General features: G+C 70.2%; 16 protein-coding genes. 9 read left to right on the top strand and 7 right to left on the bottom strand.

Features of this window, described 5'->3' with window-relative positions; all coding sequences use genetic code 11:
• From ABZ795_RS18870 to dnaA, 5 genes are all read right to left on the bottom strand, one after another.
• Positions 1-510, bottom strand: coding sequence for a DciA family protein (locus ABZ795_RS18870; RefSeq protein WP_327027340.1), 510 nt, complete (start codon positions 508-510; stop codon positions 1-3).
• A 52-nt stretch (positions 511-562) separates the two neighbouring features.
• Complete coding sequence (recF, locus tag ABZ795_RS18865; protein WP_357531277.1) at positions 563-1,696, bottom strand: DNA replication/repair protein RecF; 1,134 nt, start codon at positions 1,694-1,696, stop codon at positions 563-565.
• Between the two features lie 16 nt (positions 1,697-1,712).
• Positions 1,713-2,585, bottom strand: coding sequence for a phosphogluconate dehydrogenase (NAD(+)-dependent, decarboxylating) (gene gnd / locus ABZ795_RS18860; protein WP_327023508.1), 873 nt, complete (start codon positions 2,583-2,585; stop codon positions 1,713-1,715).
• A gap of 38 nt (positions 2,586-2,623) precedes the next feature.
• Positions 2,624-3,757, bottom strand: a complete 1,134-nt coding sequence (dnaN, locus tag ABZ795_RS18855) for a DNA polymerase III subunit beta (protein WP_357531276.1) — start codon at positions 3,755-3,757, stop codon at positions 2,624-2,626.
• A 765-nt stretch (positions 3,758-4,522) separates the two neighbouring features.
• The gene (gene dnaA, locus ABZ795_RS18850) at positions 4,523-6,334 is read right to left on the bottom strand and encodes a chromosomal replication initiator protein DnaA (protein ID WP_357531275.1); all 1,812 of its coding nucleotides are present in this window, start codon (positions 6,332-6,334) and stop codon (positions 4,523-4,525) included.
• 648 nt (positions 6,335-6,982) lie between these two features.
• On the opposite strand from dnaA, the gene rpmH reads away from it, so the two are divergent.
• From rpmH to ABZ795_RS18805, 9 genes are all read left to right on the top strand, one after another.
• Positions 6,983-7,120, top strand: coding sequence for a 50S ribosomal protein L34 (gene rpmH / locus ABZ795_RS18845; RefSeq protein WP_007073824.1), 138 nt, complete (start codon positions 6,983-6,985; stop codon positions 7,118-7,120).
• A 35-nt stretch (positions 7,121-7,155) separates the two neighbouring features.
• Positions 7,156-7,569, top strand: coding sequence for a ribonuclease P protein component (rnpA, locus tag ABZ795_RS18840; RefSeq protein WP_357531274.1), 414 nt, complete (start codon positions 7,156-7,158; stop codon positions 7,567-7,569).
• Between the two features lie 44 nt (positions 7,570-7,613).
• Complete coding sequence (gene yidD, locus ABZ795_RS18835) at positions 7,614-7,853, top strand: membrane protein insertion efficiency factor YidD (protein ID WP_357531336.1); 240 nt, start codon at positions 7,614-7,616, stop codon at positions 7,851-7,853.
• Positions 7,854-8,834, top strand: coding sequence for a membrane protein insertase YidC (gene yidC / locus ABZ795_RS18830; RefSeq protein ID WP_327023514.1), 981 nt, complete (start codon positions 7,854-7,856; stop codon positions 8,832-8,834).
• A 212-nt stretch (positions 8,835-9,046) separates the two neighbouring features.
• On the top strand, positions 9,047-9,619 hold the full coding sequence (locus ABZ795_RS18825) for a R3H domain-containing nucleic acid-binding protein (protein WP_327023515.1): 573 nt from the start codon (positions 9,047-9,049) through the stop codon (positions 9,617-9,619).
• Between the two features lie 106 nt (positions 9,620-9,725).
• Complete coding sequence (gene rsmG / locus ABZ795_RS18820; RefSeq protein WP_357531335.1) at positions 9,726-10,433, top strand: 16S rRNA (guanine(527)-N(7))-methyltransferase RsmG; 708 nt, start codon at positions 9,726-9,728, stop codon at positions 10,431-10,433.
• A gap of 242 nt (positions 10,434-10,675) precedes the next feature.
• Positions 10,676-11,950 (top strand): AAA family ATPase, encoded by a 1,275-nt coding sequence (locus tag ABZ795_RS18815; RefSeq protein ID WP_327023516.1) that lies wholly within the window; start codon positions 10,676-10,678, stop codon positions 11,948-11,950.
• Positions 11,951-11,977: 27 nt separating this feature from the next.
• A complete protein-coding gene (locus ABZ795_RS18810) occupies positions 11,978-12,988 on the top strand; it encodes a ParB/RepB/Spo0J family partition protein (RefSeq protein WP_357531273.1) in 1,011 nt (336 codons plus the stop codon).
• Positions 12,989-14,186: 1,198 nt separating this feature from the next.
• A complete protein-coding gene (locus ABZ795_RS18805) occupies positions 14,187-15,098 on the top strand; it encodes a hypothetical protein (protein ID WP_357531272.1) in 912 nt (303 codons plus the stop codon).
• 283 nt (positions 15,099-15,381) lie between these two features.
• On the opposite strand, the gene ABZ795_RS18800 is transcribed toward ABZ795_RS18805, so the two are convergent.
• Complete coding sequence (locus ABZ795_RS18800; RefSeq protein ID WP_357531271.1) at positions 15,382-16,374, bottom strand: D-alanine--D-alanine ligase; 993 nt, start codon at positions 16,372-16,374, stop codon at positions 15,382-15,384.
• Between the two features lie 8 nt (positions 16,375-16,382).
• Positions 16,383-17,696, bottom strand: a complete 1,314-nt coding sequence (locus tag ABZ795_RS18795) for a PLP-dependent aminotransferase family protein (RefSeq protein WP_357531270.1) — start codon at positions 17,694-17,696, stop codon at positions 16,383-16,385.
• Positions 17,697-17,946 lie beyond the last annotated feature (250 nt).

The following is a 17,946-nucleotide window of genomic DNA, read 5'->3' as shown; positions in this document are numbered from 1 at the left end:
TCAGCCGTAGGTGTCGCGGGGGCCTCGGCCGCGTACCCGGCGGGGTCCCCGGGACCAGGAGGGCGCGGCCGGGCCGTGGATGTGCAGTTTGCGTACGACGTTGTGGCCGATCTCACGGCCGATCTGTTGCAGCAGGGAGCCGGCGAGCAGGCGCAGTTGGGTGGCCCAGGCGGTGGACCGGGCCTCCACGGTCAGTTCGCCGTTCTCCAGCTTGACCGGTCGACTGTGTTGGGCCACCTCCGCTCCGACGACCCGTTCCCAGGCCCCGAAGACGGTCGCCTCGGCGGCCGGTTGCTGCCAACCTCGCGCCTTGACCAGTCGGTTCAGCACGGCACCGAGGGGTTGGGGGTCGCGGGGGTCCGGTCCGGGGCCGGAGTAGCCGCGCAGCCGCCGTTCACCGCCGGCCCCGTCGGTGGTACGGCGGCGGGGGCGTGCGGCCGCGGCCCGGCGGGCCTTGGCCGCGTCGAGCACCGCCCGGGCCAGTTCCGGCCCGGACACCCCCTCCGGCACCTCGGGAGTCCCGCCCGGTGTCCGGTCGCCGCCCTCGGCGGGGTGTTTCGACTCATCCGGCACGTCGTACCGTCCCCTCCGCCACCTCGTACCGAGCGCCGCGGAGGGCCTCGGGTACGTCGTCGGCGACCGCGCAGGTGACCAGCAGTTGACTGGCCCCGCTGACCAGTTCGGCGAGCCGTTCCCGGCGGCCGGCGTCCAGTTCGGCGAAGACGTCGTCGAGGACGAGTACGGGTTCGATGCCGTCGTCGCGCAGCAGGTCGTAGCCGGCCAGCCGCAGCGCCAGGGCGTACGACCATGATTCGCCGTGGCTGGCGTACCCCTTGGCGGGTAGCGGCCCGAGGCTGAGGGTGAGGTCGTCGCGGTGCGGGCCGACCAGGGTGGTGCCCCGCTCTATCTCGGCGGAACGTTGCTGCTCCAGGGCGGCGGCGAGCAGTTTGGCGAGGTTCTCCCGGTCGGTGATCGGCTCGGTCAGCTCGATACAGGGCCGGTAGGCGATGGTGGCCGCCCCGCGCCCGGCGGCGACCGCCTCGTACGCCTTGGCGACGTGTGGGGTCAACGCGGCGACCAGTTCCAGTCGGCCGGCGAGCAGTTCGGCGCCGTGTCGGGCCAGGTGGGTGTCCCAGACGGCCAGGGTGGACAGGTCCCCGCCGCGGGTGCCGCCGGTCTTGCGGGCCAGGTACGCGGTACGCAGCAGGGCGTTGCGTTGTTTGACCACCCGGTCGTAGTCGGCGCGTACGCCCGCGTAGCGGGGTTGGCGCAGCACCAGCAGGTCGTCGAGGTAGCGGCGGCGTTCGGCGGGGTCGCCCCGGACGAGTTCGAGATCCTCCGGGGCGAAGAGCACCAGCCGTAGTGCGCCGAGCACGTCGCGGGCGCGGCGGGCCGGGGAGCGGCCCAGTCGGGCCCGGTTGGCCTTACCGGGCACGATCTCCAGTTCGACGAGCAGTTCCCGACCCTGGTGTACGACCGCGCACCGGATCACCGCGGTGGAGGCACCCATCCGGACCAGTGGCGCGTCCGTGGCGACCCGGTGGGAGTCCAGGGTCGCCACGTAGCCGAGCGCCTCCACCAGGTTGGTCTTGCCGACCCCGTTGGCGCCGATCAGGATGTTCGGTCCCGGTTCGAGGTCGACACCGATCCGCTCGTACGAGCGGAAGTCGACCAGTTCGAGCCGGCGGACGTACACGGGGGCCGGGTGCCGGTCAGCGCTTGCGTACGGCGTGGCCGCCGAACTGTTGGCGCAGTGCGGAGACGGCCTTCAGGGCCGGCGACTCCTCCTGGCGGGAGGCGAACCGGGCGTACAGCGAGGCGGTGATGACGTGTAGGGGTACGGCCAGGCGGACCGCCTCGTCGACCGTCCAGCGGCCCTCGCCGGTGTCCTCGGTGTAGTCGGTCAGCTGGGCCAACTCCGGGTCCTCGTCGAGCGCCCGGTCGAGCAGGTCCAGCAGCCAGGAGCGCACCACGGTGCCTTCCCGCCAGGACTTGATCACCCCGGGCACGTTGGTGACCAGCTCGGAGGCGGTCATCAGCTCGTAGCCCTCGGCGTAGGCGTGCATCAGGCCGTACTCGATGCCGTTGTGCACCATCTTGGCGTAGTGGCCGGCACCGACCGGACCGGCGTGCACGAAGCCGTACTCGCTCTCGGGCTTGAGGGCCTCGAAGATCGGCATGAGTCGCTCGACGTGCTCCTCGGAGCCGCCGACCATCAGGCCGTAGCCGTTCTGCCGGCCCCAGACACCCCCGGAGACCCCCACGTCGACGTAGCCGATGCCGCGCTTGTTGAGGCGTTCGGCGCGCGGGGCGTCGTCGCTGAAGCGCGAGTTGCCGCCGTCGATGATGATGTCGCCTTCGCCGAGCACCTCGGCCAGTTCGTCGATGGTGGCGTCGGTGACGGCGGCGGGCACCATCACCCAGACCGCGCGGGGGGCCGCCAACTTCTCGGCCAGTTCCGCGACGTTCGCGACATCACTCAGCTCCGCGTTGTGGTCCAAACCGACCACCTCGTGTCCGGCGGCGCGCAGTCGCTCGCGCATGTTGCCGCCCATCCGACCGAGGCCTACCAGGCCGAGCTGCATCTCGTGGTTACCTTTCGTGGGGTGCTGGTGCTCTGCGATCAGCGGGATACGCGGATCGGCATGATGAGGTACCGGTACCCACCGATGAGCTCGCCATCCTCGCCGGCAGGGGAAATCACCGCGGGCTTGAAGGCGTCGACGAACTGCAGTACGGCGAACTGGGCGCCGAGGTTTGACAGCCCGTCGATGAGGTACTGCGGGTTGAAACCGATGGTCAGGGGTTCGCCGGTGAAGGTGGCCTCCATGGCCTCGCTGGCCCGGGCCTCCTCGGTGCCGCCGGCCTCGACGACCAGCCCGTCGGCGCTGAAGCTGAGCAGTACGGGGGTGGTGCGTTCGGCGACCAGGGCCACCCGCTTGACGACCTCGATGAGGGTGCTCACCGGCACCCGGGCCTCGGCGTTGTGGCTGGCGGGGAAGAGCGAGCGCACCGGCGGGTAGTTGGCCCCGTCGAGCAGCCGGCTGGTGGTGCGCCGGGTGCCGCCGGAGAATCCGATCATCCCCTCGCCGGCCGAGCCCTGGGACAGGGCCATGGTGACCTGGCCGCCCAGCGGCCCGAGGGCCTTGGCGGTGTCGTTGAGGGTGCGGGCCGGCACCAGGGCGTTGATGCTGATCTGCGGGTCGTCCGGGTTCCACTCCATCTCGCGCAGCGCCAGGCGGTAGCGGTCGGTGGCGAGCATGGACAGGGTGCCACCGGACAACTCGACCCGGACCCCGGTCATCATCGGCAGGGTCTCGTCCCGGCTGGCCGCGATGGCCACCTGGGCGACGGCTGCGGCGAAGGCGGCCGCGTCGATCGTGCCGGCGCTCTCCGGCATCTCCGGCAGGGTGGGGTAGTCCTCCACCGGCATGGTGGGCAGGGTGAACCGGGCGCTGCCGCAGACCAGTTCGAGGTGTGCCCCCACTGCGGCGATGTCCACCGGCTTGCCGGGCAGGGCCTTGGTGATCTCGGCCAGCAGGCGGCCGGAGACCAGCGCGGCGCCGTCGGCGTCGCCCTGCACCTCCACGGTCACCTGGCTGGAGACCTCGTAGTCGAAGCCGGAAACCTGCAGGGTGCCGTCGGTGACACGGAGCATCACGCCGGCCAGCACCGGCACGGACGGCCGGTTGGGCAGGCTCTTGGCGGTCCAGGCCACGGCCTCGGCGAGCGCGTCGCGCTCCACTCGGAACTTCATCAATGCCTCCGCGTCGACGTCGACGTCGTCAACTCTCTCATGCCGGCCGCTGCCCACTGACCCGCCTGGCGTGCGGTACCCCTCGCACCTTAGGGCGCGAGGGTATCGGCTGTGTGTCCGACCCCGCGGATCGTGTCGATGCTGACGCGGTCTGCGGCAGCAATCGAGACGATCCACAGGAAGTCCAACGGTGATGATTGGTTTTCGTTCTTTTAGAAGAGATAACCCATCGTCTTCATCGCACCTGTGCAAACTGTGGAGAACTCTCGTCTGCCCTGGTCAGAGCGTTGCGGGCCGGTGGGTTTCTTGTGGACAACCCGGGGTACAACCTGCTGCTTCGTCCACAGGTGCTCTCCGCGTCCCCAGTTGTCCACCGTCGTCCACTGGTTATCCACCGGTTATCCACCGACTTTCTCCCCAGCCCTGTGGATCGGGGTGGAGCGGATCAGGCTCGTTTTCCCCAGAACCTTCAACAGGTTGCCCACAGGGGGGTCCTGGGCGGTGGACAGAGCGAGCGGTTGTCCCCAGGCGTCCACAGGCGTCCACAACCTTGTCCCCAGCTTTTCTCCACAGCCTGTGGGTAACCGGCCATATGCAGCGCGTGGTTATCCACAGCCTGTGGGCGAGGAGTTGTGGACAACGAGTGGGCGCCTGTGGGGTCACGGCCTCGATGCTGTGGTCTACACCTCGTCGAGAGTCAACTCTGCGGCACCAGAAAGCCCGGCCGGGTGGTCCCGGCCGGGCTGCTGTGGAGACGTACGTCTCTCAGGTGTTCTGCTTGATCCGGTTGGTCAGCTCGGCGATCTGGTTGTAGAGCGAGCGCCGTTCGGCCATCTGCTGGCGGATCTTCCGGTCGGCGTGCATGACGGTGGTGTGGTCCCGGCCACCGAAGGCCTGGCCGATGCGGGGCAGCGACAGGTCGGTCAGCTCGCGACACAGGTACATGGCTACCTGGCGGGCGTTGACGAGCACCCGGGAGCGGGAGTGGCCCCGCAGGTCCTCCAGGCTGACACCGAAGTAGTCGGCGGTGGAGACCATGATCTGGTCGGCGGTGATCTCCGGGCCGGCGCCGTCCGGGATGAAGTCCCGCAGCACCTCCTCGGCCAGGGACAGCTCGACACTGGAGCGGGTCAGGCTGGCGAAGGCGGTGACCCTGATCAGGGCCCCCTCCAACTCCCGGATCGAGTTGGAAACCCGGGAGGCGATGAACTCCAGCACGTCCGGCGGGGCGTACAGCCGCTCCTGCGCCGCCTTCTTCTGCAGGATCGCGATCCGGGTCTCCAGGTCCGGCGGCTGGATGTCGGCCAGCAGGCCCCACTCGAAGCGGGTCCGCAGCCGGTCCTCCAGGGTCGCCAGCTGCTTCGGCGAGCGATCCGAGGTGATCACGATCTGCTTGTTGGCGTTGTGCAGGGTGTTGAAGGTGTGGAAGAACTCCTCCTGGGTCCGCTCGCGGTTCTCCAGGAACTGAATGTCGTCGATCAGCAGGATGTCGACGTCGCGGTAGCGGCGCTGGAAGGCGCTGGTCTTGTCGTCCCGCAGGGAGTTGATGAAGTCGTTGGTGAACTCCTCGGTCGAGACGTACCGGACCGAGCGGGCGTTGCCCAGGGTGGTGGCGTAGTGCCCGATGGCGTGCAGCAGGTGGGTCTTGCCCAGCCCGGAGCTGCCGTAGATGAACAACGGGTTGTACGCCTTCGCCGGTGACTCGGCCACCGCGACCGAGGCGGCGTGGGCGAAGCGGTTGGACGAGCCGATGACGAAGGTCTCGAACATGTACTTCGGGTTGAGCCGGTTACCGCCGCTGTCCGCACCGGCCGGCAGCCGCCGGTCGTCGCGGGAGCGGTGATCCTGGCCACTACGACCGGGACCGCTGTCCGTGCCGCCGTCGCCCGGCATCGGGCGCATCAGGTGCTGGTCGCGGGGAGGCTCGCCGTACCGGCCGCTGAATCCGTGCGGGCCGCTGGGCGGCGGATCCACTCGGCTGGCCTGTTCCGTGTAACCGAGTCGCTGGGCCGGCCGCCGAGCGTCACCCGGCCGGCTCGGCTCTACGAAGGCCGTACCGAAGAGGGTCTCCTGACCCTCGGCCACGGGCGGACCGGTACGCGGGCCGGCGGTGGCGTCGGCGGGGTGGGGGGCCTCCGGTGCCGGGCGATCGAACCGGTGGGGGTGGTGCTGCTCGGGGATGAGCGGCAGCTGCTGGCGGTCCTCGGTCGGCGCGTCCGGCGCGGCGGGGCCGTCGAAGTCGACCGGGCCGCCGTCGTGCGCTCCCGCGCCCGGCTCCGGAGCGCTGCGGTAGACCGTGCCTTCGGTACGGCCGTCCTCGGGCAGCCGAACGGTGACCGCCACCTGGATCGGTCGACCGAGTCGGCGGGTGAGAGCCTCGGTGATGGCCGGCCGCAACCGCGACTCGATCACATCTCGGGTGAAGGCGTCGGGCACGGACAGCAGCACGGTGTCCTCGACGATGGCCCGTAACCGGGTCAACCGCAGGTACGCCCGCTGCTGCGCGGAGATGATCTCGTCGGCGAGTTCATCCGTGGTCGCCGTCCACACCGCGGCAAGGTCGGTCGTACCGGCCACCGTCGTGCCACCCCCTCGCCTCTGCTCCCGGATGCCGCTGTCCCCCCGGCCATCCGGGAGGCCCAGTGCCGGGCAGGTGTGACCGGTAGCCCACCCGTCGTCCCACCCGGTCGTTCTCCACAAGTTATCCACAGCCTGTGTACCGACCGATTGTGGCCGCCTGCCGGGCGTGGGTCGGACCTACCCCCTGCCATGGCCGGGTGCTGAAGCGGGGTTCACCGTGCCGAACGATTCACCACCGTGTCCGGTCTTGCCCTGCCGGCGACATCCCGGACCTGGAGACGCTGACCGCAATCGGGCACGGTAACAGCGATGTCGCCGCATCATCAACCGTCGACGCGCCTGGCACCTTGTCGGCATCAGTGAAAACAGCCCCTTCGGTCCTCCTTCGTCCCAGGTGACCGTACGGGTCCCGCTGGTTTGACGGTCATTGCACCCCGACCTACGCTGGAGGGGCTGCTCTCACGCCCTCTGCTAGGGTGATGGGTGCTCGCTGCCTGTGAGGGCTCCCGACGTTCCTGAGATGTCGCGGAGTGTGCGCTCGTCGCACCCGTCCGGGCAGCACCGATCGAGGCCGCCACGCGGCGGCCTGGCCCACCATGACCTCGGCGACTGATGCCGTGGCCGTCCGACAACGGAGAGCCTGACGTGAGCAAGCGCACCTACCAGCCGAACAACCGCCGGCGCGCGAAGACCCACGGCTTCCGGCTGCGTATGCGCACCCGGGCCGGCCGCGCCATCCTTTCGACCCGTCGCGCCAAGGGTCGCGCCCGCCTGTCGGCCTGAGGCCGACCGGGCCCGCTCCCGGGGAACTGGCAGTCGTGCTGACAGCCGCGCATCGACTGCGGCGCAGCAGCGACTTCGCCGCAGCGGTTTGCGGTGGCCGTCGGGCTGGTCGAGGCACCCTGGTGGTGCATCTGACACTACCGGCGGTTACCGGAGGCACACCAGACGTAACGCCGGAACCGGCACGGGGTGGCACGGAGGAGAACTCCGCGCCGGTGTCCCGTGCCGGTTTCGTGGTTTCCAAGGCCGTGGGGCCGGCGGTGGTCCGGAACAAGGTCCGTCGCCGGTTGCGGCATCTGGTCCGGGAGCGGCTGGCGGACCTACCGCCCGGGAGCACCCTCGTCGTACGGGCCCTGCCGGCCGCCGCGGAGGCCACCTACCAGCGCCTCGGTGCCGACCTGGACGACGCTCTGAGCGCCGCCCGGACCAGCCGGGGGCGGCGACGGTGAGCACCCAGCCGCCGGTGGGCCCGCCGACCAGCCTCGGTGCCCGGATGTTGGCCCTGCCCATCATCGCGTACCGTCGGTGGATAAGTCCGGCACTGCCGGCCCGCTGTCGGTTCTACCCGTCCTGTAGCGCGTACGCCCTGGAGGCGGTCACCCGACACGGCGCCTTTCGGGGAGCCGGGCTGACGGTCCGGCGACTGTCGCGCTGCCATCCATTCAATCCTGGTGGATACGACCCGGTACCGGAGCCGGGCGACCGCCGAGCTGCCGACGTGACTGGAGCCTGAGTGTTTAGTCTCGACTGGATCTACTACGCGATCTCGTGGATCCTGCTGGCCTGGCATTCGGCCTGGGACGCCATCGGGGTTCCGGACACCACGGTCATCGGCACCAACTGGTCCTGGATCCTGGCCATCATCTTCCTGGTGGTCACCGTCCGGGTGATCCTCTTCCCGATCTTCGTCAAGCAGATCAAGTCGCAGCGGGCGATGCAGGCGCTTCAGCCGCAGGTGAAGGCCCTGCAGGAGAAGCACAAGGGTGACCGGGAGACGCTCCAGAAAGAGATGATGGAGCTCTATCGGAAGGAAAAGGCCAACCCGTTGATGGGCTGCCTTCCGATGTTCCTCCAGATCCCGGTCTTCCTCGGCCTCTTCCACGTGCTGCGCCGGCTGAACCCGGATCCGGGGAAGACCAACAAGGACATCTACGGCTGGACGGTCGAGCAGTTCAACAGCGCCTCGGACGCCACCCTGTTCACCGCCCCGATCGCCAGCAAGTTCGGCTCCACGGCGGCGGAGCTGGCCCAGCTCGGGGCCAACGGCACCACCGTCAAGATCATGGCCGGTGTGCTGGTGCTGGTGATGATGGGCACCACCTACCTCACCAGCCGTCAGATGATCCTCAAGACGGGCTGGGCGGAGGACCCCCAGCAGCGGATGATCCAGCGCCTGATGCTCTACGGCATCCCGCTGTCCCTGTTGGTCTCCGGCGCGATCTTCCCGATCGGTGTGATCATCTACTGGGTCACCAACAACCTCTTCACCCTCGGCCAGCAGCAGTGGGTGCTGCGGAAGTTTCCCCCGCCGGTGACCGCTACCAGCAAGCCGGGCACCGGCAAGCAGCAGCCGGCGAAGACCACCGGCCTGTTCGGCCGCAGCAAGCCCGCCCCGGAGCCGACCAAGCCGGCCGCGCCGAAGGTCGCCGGCCCGAAGCCGGGGGCCAAGCCGGCCAACCCGAAGAAGGGCCGCCCCGCCAAGCGGCAGGGCTGAACCCTCCGGGCCGTCGCCGGGAAGCCGGTGACGGCCCGTCGCGTGACGTGCTGCCGCCGAGAGGCCGGCGCCGCAGGCGGGAAGCGCCGCGCAGGTCGCGGTGGAGGGGCGAGACTGCCCCTACAGACGTGCCCGTGGGCACCGGCGAGGTCCCGCCGGCCCCGGGGAACCAGCGGACCGCAGGTCCGGCCGAGCGAGTACGGAGATGAACCGTGACCGACACCAGCATCCCCCGCGCCGACCAGCCCACGGACGAGGAGCCGACTGCGGCGGCTCCGGTAGACGGCGAGCCTGAGGCGACCGAGGCGGCGCCGTCCAAGAGTGAGGGCGACCTGTTCCGGCAGAGTGAGATCGCAGCCGACTATGTCGAGGGGCTCCTCGACATCCTCGACTACGACGGCGACATCGACGAGTTGGTGTCCGGTGGTCGACCGGTGGTCGAGGTGGTCGGCGGCCGCCTGCAGAATCTCGTCGGTCAGCGGGGTGCCACCCTCGAAGCCCTCCAGGAGTTGGCCCGACTGGCCGTCTTCCGGCAGACCGGGTCACCCAGCCGACTGCTGCTCGACGTGGGTGGCTACCGGGCCGGCCGGCGCAAGGAACTGGCCGCGGTGGCGCGTAACGCCGTCGAGAAGGTCAAGGAGCACGGCGAGGCGGTGCGGCTGGAGCCGATGTCCGCCTTCGAGCGTAAGTGCGTGCACGACGTGGTGAACGCGATCGACGGGGTGGAGAGCGAGTCTGAAGGTGTCGAGCCCAACCGGCGGATCGTCGTCCGCCCCGCGGACTGAGCGGGTGAACCGAGACGACCTCCAGGGTGTCCCGACCGGCCCGGGTGGCACGCCGCCCGGGCCGCCGGCTGTCCGGCCCGGACACCCTGCCTCGCCCGACCCGGCTGTGGCGGTGTTGCCACCGGAGTTGGCCGGGGCGGCCGGGCGACTCTTCGGTGATCGGCTCGATCTGGCTGCCGCGTACGCCGAACTGCTGGCCACCGACGGTGTCGTACGCGGCCTCATCGGGCCCCGCGAGGCACCTCGGATCTGGGACCGGCATCTGCTGAACTGCGCGGTGGTGGGTGAGTTGATTCCGAACGGCGCCACCGTGATCGACGTGGGGTCCGGGGCGGGACTGCCCGGGCTGGTGCTCGCCATCGCCCGTCCCGACCTGCGGGTGACCTTGCTGGAACCACTGGCCCGTCGCACCGCCTTCCTCGCCGAGGCGGTGGAGGAGTTGGGGCTGGACGTTGAGGTGCGGCGAGGTCGGGCCGAGGAGGCCGCGACGGGACCCGACCCGTTGCAGGCCGACGTGGTGACCGCCCGTGCGGTGGCGCCCCTGGACCGACTGGCCGCCTGGTGCCTGCCGCTGGCGGTGCTGGGTGGCCGGCTGGTGGCCCTCAAGGGCGCCTCGGCGGCAGAGGAGATCGTCGAACACGCTCCGGCGGTGCATCGCCTGGGCGGGGCGGAGCCCGTGCTGCACCGGTGCGGCGAGGGCATCATCGACCCGCCCACCGTGGTGGTCGAGATCGCGCGAGACCGTCTGGTGGGTGCTGCGGCCCGTGCTGCGGTCAAGAAGGCCCGGGGAAAGAGGTCCCGCCCGCAGCGGTGAACGGGGCTCATGTTCCCCGCCGGGCAGCGGTCAATGTGGGTGTAATCCGGCGGGTTGCGAACCCAACATGGACCGGCCACGCCCATGGGCCGTAGGCTGGCCGCGCGTCGATAGTGTTGGAGCGGGCGGCGATGGATCTTCTCTTGGCCTGCCCCTCCTGCCGGGCGACACCTCTGCGAGACAACGCGAGTGGCCCGGCTGACGGGTGCGGACCGACCATCCGAAGCGGGCAGGGATGACAGGTGCATGACGACGGCAGGTATGACGATCCGCGCGTGACCGGGTCCGCTGGTGACCCTGTTTCACGTGAAACCGAATACCCGGGTTGGCGGTCCTCCGGGGCCGGGTCGAACCCGTCAGACCCTCACGCGGAGGAGTCCCCAGCGGATGCGCCGTGGCCGCGCAGCGGAGAGGCGGGTCGGGAGGGGCCGGATTCAGCGGCTCGCCCGGGCAATGCCACCCCGGAGGCGCGGGTGATTCCGATCCGTCGAAACACCTCGGCCTCGGCACGTTTCGAGGCGGCACCCTCGTACCAGCCCGTGCCGGACCCTCGGCCTGCGTCCGACACGCCCGCCGGCCCCTACGAGCCGGCAGCACCCGAGGCCGCGTACGTTTCACGTGAAACCCCGACGCGCGAAGAGGATGACCCACCGTTGGCTATGGAGGCGATGCGCGCCGTGCAGATCCTGAATCCCAGTGGCGAGGTGACCATGCCTCGGCCGGAACGGACCCGGGTGATGTGCGTCGCCAACCAGAAGGGCGGCGTGGGGAAGACCACGACCACGGTCAACCTGGCAGTGGCGCTGGCCCTGCACGGCAACCGGGTACTGGTGGTGGACCTCGACCCGCAGGGCAACGCCTCCACCGGGCTGAACGTTCCGCACCACACCGGGGTGCCGGACGTGTACGACTGTCTGATCAACAGCGTGCCCCTGGAGGAGGTGGCACAGGGGGTCGAGGGCATCCCGAACCTCTGGTGCGTACCGGCCACGATCGACCTGGCCGGCGCGGAAATCGAACTGGTCTCCGTGGTGGCCCGCGAGTCCCGGCTGGCCCGGGCGATCGACGCTTACCCCGGGCACTTCGACTACGTCTTCATCGACTGCCCGCCGTCGCTGGGCCTGTTGACGGTGAACGCCTTGGTGGCCGCCCAGGAGGTTCTCATTCCCATTCAGTGCGAGTACTACGCGCTGGAAGGGCTGAACCAACTGATCAACAACATCAATCTGGTACGCCAACACCTCAACCCGCGGCTTGAGGTGTCCACCATCCTGCTGACCATGTACGACCGGCGTACCCGGCTCGCCGACGCCGTCGAGCAGGATGTGCGGAACCACTTCGGTGACAAGGTGCTGCAGGCGGTCATCCCCCGTAACGTCCGGGTCTCCGAGGCGCCCAGCTACGGCCAGTCGGTGATGACCTACGATCCCGGATCGCGGGGGGCGACGAGTTACTTCGAAGCCGCTCAGGAGATCGCCGAGCGGGGCGTCAAGGAGCCGGTGAGCCGGAATGCGTAGTGCGGATGAGGCGCTGGGAGGCGTGGCATGAAGAACCGTCCTCGGGGCGGTCTGGGACGGGGCCTGGGGGCCCTGATTCCGACCGGACCGGCACCGGATGCCGGTGCTGGTTCTGCCGTGATCCCGGCCGAAGCGAGCGCGGCGCAGGCCGTCGAGATGGCACCTGTGGTGCTGTCGCCGGCTCCGGCGATCGCCCCTGATCCGATCCTGAGCCCGGTGCCCGGCGCACGCTTCGCCGAGATCCCGGTCGACTCGATCGTGCCCAACCCGAAACAGCCCCGGCAGGTCTTTGACGAGGAGGCCCTGGAGGAGCTGAAGACCTCGATCCGGGAGGTCGGCTTCCTCCAACCGATCGTGGTCCGGCAACTCGACGACGAGAAGTTCGAACTCGTCATGGGCGAGCGGCGCTGGCGAGCAGCCCAGGCGGTCGGGCGGGAGACCATCCCGGCGATCGTCCGGGACACCCGCGACGATGCGATGCTCCGGGACGCACTGCTGGAGAACATCCACCGGGCCAATCTGAATCCGCTGGAAGAGGCCGCGGCCTATCAGCAGCTGCTGGAGGAGTTCGGGGCCACCCACGAGGAGCTGGCCCGCCGGATCGGCCGCAGCCGACCGCAGATCTCCAACACCATCAGACTGCTGAACCTGCCGGCACCGGTGCAGCGCCGGGTAGCCGCCGGGGTGCTCTCGGCGGGGCACGCTCGGGCGCTGCTGAGTCTGGAGGACTCCGAGGCCCAGGAGCAGTTGGCGCTGCGGATCGTGGCCGAGGGCCTGTCGGTACGAGCGACGGAAGAGATCGTCGCGCTCTCGCTGAGCGAGGGCACCGGGAAGAAGGAGCCGGCCAAGCGTCGGGCCAAGCCGCACGCCCCCGGGCTGAATGATCTGGCCGACCGGCTCTCCGATCGCTTCGACACCCGGGTCAAGGTCGACATCGGCCGGAGCAAGGGCAAGATCACTATCGAGTTCGCCACGGTCGACGACCTGGAGCGGATCGTCGACCTCATCGGGGTGGACCGGAATCAGCCGGAGGGCTGAGGGGCGACGACCCCCCGACAACGGCCGCATCTTCTTCGGAAGGTGCGGCCGTTCTGCTGGGCCAGTTTCACGTGAAACCGTTCCGGGCCCGTTTCCCGTGAAACGCCGCAGAGGTCGTCGCCTGGGCGCCGGAAGGCTCCTTCCTCAGCCGAGGGCGGGCCAGCAGGTTCGCGGCGGAGGCCACCGGAGCACCGCATGCGGACCGTGCCGAACCTGATCAGTCTCGGAGTTGCCGATCGGGCGTCTCACTGAGGGGCGTGCCGGGCCAAGCCACCAACGCCGGGTGCGTAGGTGCGGGGCGGACAGTCGAGTGGTGTGCCGGGCTGGACATGGGTTGCTAGAGGAAGTGAGGCCAAGGCTCAGCGGGAGCCAGGGCGGTCTCCGTCGGGCCCCATCGGCGGAGACCGCCGGCAGGCCGAGAGTGGGGCCAGGGGGTGTAAGAGCCAGGGGTGAACGGGAGTCAGGCCCTATCGACGACGGGCATGTGCCCACCCAGGACATGAAGCTGGCTTTGGCGGCCTGAGCGGGAGCCAGGCTGAGTGAAGGCAGTGGGGTGGGGTTCGAATGCCGGACCATCGTTCGGGTGGCCCCAGGGCGACCAGCGGCCACGATCCGGCGGTCACCGCCGGGACCACCGCGAGACCGCAGGGCGGCCCGCCGTCGCGCGCAGGTGACCTGTCGGCCACGATCCCTGTCGAACTGCTTGCCCGCAGAACGGCCTAGCTCTCGTGGAGTGGCCGGGACCGGAGGCTGGTCGGCCTCTTTCACGTCCGCCGTCCCAGGCGGGTCGTCACCAGCCAGACACCCGCGTTACCTAGAAGGGTCGGCACTCCGTCAGCGGGCGTCGCAGGAGGGACGACGATCGGTCTCCCCGGCGCCCAAGAATCGCATCGAGCCGGTGCTCGGTTTCACGTGAAACGGGCCTCCGGATCCGGGCGGATGTCGCCCCTACAGGTCGTCCAGACCCGGAAATGTTATCCACACCCGTTATCCACAGCCCGGCGCCGTTTCACGTGGAACAACTACCGAAAGCCCTTGTTGAGGCAGGGCTTGCCGGTCTGCCGAGACCATCGGACAGCCTGTGGATATCCCTGGGGACAACGGCCAGGGGCGGCCCGAGTCGACACCGAGACCACCGGCTGAGGCGAACTCGATTCGGGTGGGGACAGGGGTGCCGGACTCGGTTAGGGTCAGCCTCGTGCCCGACACCCCTCCCTCAGTTCCGGACTTCACCCACTGGCCGTCCTTCCCCTTCGAGGGTGACCTGCGGGTCAAACGCCTCGACGATCCCGTTCCGGTAGAGCCGCCCCGCAAGGGCGAGGCGCACCGGGAATGCACCGCCTGCCAGGCGCCGGACGACGCCTACATCTGGGTCGGTGAGCGGTGGCGCGTACGTGCGATGGACCGCCCTACCGGCCTGCCGATGGTTCTCATCCTGGAATCCCGATCCCACCTGGACCTGGGGGACCTGCCCAACCTCCTCGCCGCCGAGCTGGGGGTGATGACCGTCCGACTGGAACGCGCCATCCGGTCCCTGGACGGGGTGGCTCGGGTCCATGTCAACCGCTGGGGAGACGGCTCGGCTCACCTGCACATGTGGTTCCTCGCCCGTCCGTACGGGCGGCTCCAGTTGCGGGGAACCTTCCTCTCCCTCTGGGACTCGATCCTGCCGCCCATCTCGGAGGAGAAGTGGCGGGAGAACCTGGCCCTGGTGGCCGCCTGGCTGGCGGAGTTCGGTGGACGTCCGCTGGCCGAGCCGCCCCGAATTCAGTGGCAGGCCCCATCCAGCCTCGCCGCGCAGTCCGCCCCGGCCAAGGGTGAACCGACCGAAGGCGGGTCGCTGCTGGACGCCATCGGGGAGACCGCGGAGCCTCCCGATGCGCCGGGCGGAGTGGTCGAGCCCGCTACCGAGGCGCCGGCCACCACCCCCTCGGCCGAGGCGGCCGAGGCGTTGCCACCGCAGCGCAGCATCCCGGAACAGGAGGCTGGGTCCGACGCTGAGGAAGTCCCGGCCGAGCCGGAAGAACTGCCGACCGAGGAGGCCGATGCGGCGACCCCGACCGGGCCTACCGCTGGGAGTAAGAAAGCGACTTCAGGCCCGCAGGCGTGAGCAAACCCGGCCGGCCGCCTTTAGCGACCCCGGCCCGCAGGCGTGAGCAACCTCCGGCCCGCAGGCCGTGAACGAACGACGTGAAGTCAACGGCACCCGCAGGCGTGAGGCAACGGCACCCCTAGGCGTGCGCGAACGCCCAGCAAGCGTGCGCTAGCGGTGCCAGGAATCATCCAGACCGAGCGGGCACGCAACCGGGTACTCCGGAGGGCTAGGGGGACCGTCGAGCTGGCCCAAGAGCCCACGCTGTAGCTGGCGCCCGTGGCCAGGTGCTGTGGAGGGGTCAGCGGCGAGTTGCGGCGCGGGCGACCAGGGACCCGATCACCCGGCCGAAGTCCAGCCCGGCCGCCTGCACCGCCAGTGGCAGCAGCGAGGTCTCCGTCATCCCCGGGGAGACGTTGACCTCCAGGACGTGCGGCTGTCCGGCCGCGTCGACGATCAGGTCCACCCGGCTGAGGTCGCGTAGCCCGAGGGCCGCGTGGGCGGCCAGCGCCACCTCGCCCACCGCCTCGGCGACGGCCGGTTCCAGTCGCGCGGGGGTGTGCCAGGTGGTCCGGCCGGCGGTGTAGCGCGCCGCGTAGTCGTAGACGCCGTTGCGCGGCACGATCTCGACCGGCGGCAGAGCCTGGGGCCCGTCGCCCAGGTCGATGACGGAGACCGCTACGTCCATGCCGGGCACGTAGCGCTCCACGAGGGCGGTGGGGTCGTACGCGAAACAACCGACCATGGCGGCCGGCAGGGACCCCGCGTCCCGGACCACGGCGGCGCCGAGGCCGGAACCGCCCTGGGCGGGCTTGACCATCAGCGGCAGCCCCAGCCGGTCGACGATGCGATCCAGCACCGCCACCGCGCCCAACTCGCTGAACCGGTCGTGAGGCAGGGCCACCCAGTCGGGGGTGGCGATGCCGGCTTCCCGGAGCACGGCCTTGGCCGAGGGCTTGTCCCAGGCCAGGCGGGAGGCCCGGGCGTCACACCCGACGTACGGGATCCCGCAGAGGTCGAGCACCCCGCGCAGCGAGCCGTCCTCCCCGGTGGCCCCGTGCAGGGCGATCACCACGGCGTCCGGCGGATCGGCGGCCAGCGCCGGCAGCAGGGCCACGTCGGCGTCGCGCAACTCGGCCGGTACCCCGACCGACCGCAGGGCGTCCAGCACCCGGCGGCCCGAGCGCAGCGACACGTCCCGTTCGTACGACAGGCCACCGGCCAGGACGACCACGTGCAGGTCTTCGGCGGTGGGACCGGACACGTCAGTTCCTTCGGCAGCGGCAGCACCCATGTCGGGCATCATGCCAAGTCGGGTCCCGGGGTGTCCGAGCCGGCCTGGCCACGCCGGGTGCCCGGCCCGCCAACCGTGCCGAACACCCGCCGCATGGCGATGTCCTGCTCCATCACGCCGGCCAGCCGGCGCACCCCCTCCCGGATCCGCTCCGGGGGTGGGAAGGAGAAGTTCAGCCGGATGTTGCTGGCCCCGTTGCCGTCGGCGTAGAAACCGGTGCCCGGCACGTAGGCGACCCGGGCGGCGATGGCCCGCGGCATCATCGCCTTCGAGTCCAGCCCGTCCGGCAGGGTGGCCCAGACGAAGAGGCCACCGGCCGGTTTGGTCCACCTGGTCCCGGCCGGCATCAGGTCGGCCAGGGCGGCCAGCATCGCGTCCCGCCGTTCCCGGTAGACCTCCTGGTAGACCTTGAGCTGCTCACGCCAGGGCATGGTGCTCAGGTAGGTGCTGACGGCCGCCTGCGCGTACGCGCTGGGGCAGAGGATCTGGGCCTCGCTGGCGATGACCAGCTTGTCGCGTACGGCGTGTGGGGCCAGGATCCAGCCCACCCGCAGCCCCGGGGCGAAGGTCTTGGAGAAGGTGCTGAGGTAGAAGACCCCGTGGCGGCGCCGGGCCCGCAGGGGTGCGGGGGCCGACCCCTCGAAACCCAGCTGACCGTACGGGTCGTCCTCGACCACCAGCAGACCGGCCCGTTCGCAGATGTCCAGCACCCGCTCCCGGCGCTCCTCGGTCAGCGTCACTCCGGCCGGGTTCTGGTAGGTCGGGATGGTGTAGAGGAACTTGACCCGCCGACCGGCCCGGGCCTGCTCCGCGATGGCCGTCTCCAGGGCCTCCGGGATCAGCCCGTCCTCGTCCATCGGTACGTGCACGACCTGCGCCTGGGCGGCCTGGAAGACCCCGAGAGCGCCGACGTAGGTCGGTCCCTCGGCGAGTACCACGTCACCCGGGTCCAGGAAGAGTCGGGCCACCAGGTCGAGAGCCTGCTGCCCTCCGACGGTCACCACCACGTCGTCCGGTGAAGCCCCGCAGGCCGCGTCGATGCCGGAGAGGGACATCACCTCGCAGATCCGCTCGCGCAGGTCCAGGGTGCCCTGGCCGATGCCGTACTGGAGGGTGGTGGCCCCGTGCTCGCTGCTGAGCCGGCCGAGCATCTCACCCACCGCGTCCAGCGGCAGCGCGGCGATGTACGGGGCACCACCGGCCAGGGAGACGACCTCCGGTCGGCTGGCGACCGCGAACAGGGCCCGGATCTCCGAGGCGGTCATCCCCCGCACCCGGCGGGCGTACCGGTCGGTGTAATCGTCGAGTGTCGTGCCGGTCATGACATCACCTCGATGCTGCGCAGACGGCTCCCGCCCCGGATACCCGGGACTGCGGCGACCATGGCGGCACGGCGCGCCGAGTGCCGATCCTAGCCGCCGGACAGCGCCGACGGCTCGTGTGATTCTTCGCCCGTCCACATACCGGACCGGCCTGCAACCGCCCTGAGGTGGGCGTTCAGCTGTCCTCTCCCGCGTCGCCGATCGGCGGCGTACGATCGCTCGTCGGGGCGGGGATGCGGCGGAGTGGCGT

This window comes from Micromonospora sp. NPDC047134, assembly GCF_040643455.1.
GTDB lineage: Bacteria > Actinomycetota > Actinomycetes > Mycobacteriales > Micromonosporaceae > Micromonospora.
The sequence above is the reverse complement of the archived record's forward strand: the minus strand, read 5'-3'. Positions and strand labels throughout refer to the sequence as shown.

Bases quoted from the DNA above. Each gene is read 5' to 3' on its own strand.
- gnd (WP_327023508.1), bottom strand. From the start codon at position 2,585: ATGCAGCTCGGCCTGGTAGGCCTCGGTCGGATGGGCGGCAACATGCGC.
- dnaN (WP_357531276.1), bottom strand. From the start codon at position 3,757: ATGAAGTTCCGAGTGGAGCGCGACGCGCTCGCCGAGGCCGTGGCCTGG.
- yidD (WP_357531336.1), top strand. From the start codon at position 7,614: ATGTTGGCCCTGCCCATCATCGCGTACCGTCGGTGGATAAGTCCGGCA.
- ABZ795_RS18810 (WP_357531273.1), top strand. From the start codon at position 11,978: ATGAAGAACCGTCCTCGGGGCGGTCTGGGACGGGGCCTGGGGGCCCTG.
- ABZ795_RS18800 (WP_357531271.1), bottom strand. From the start codon at position 16,374: ATGGGTGCTGCCGCTGCCGAAGGAACTGACGTGTCCGGTCCCACCGCC.
- ABZ795_RS18795 (WP_357531270.1), bottom strand. From the start codon at position 17,696: ATGACCGGCACGACACTCGACGATTACACCGACCGGTACGCCCGCCGG.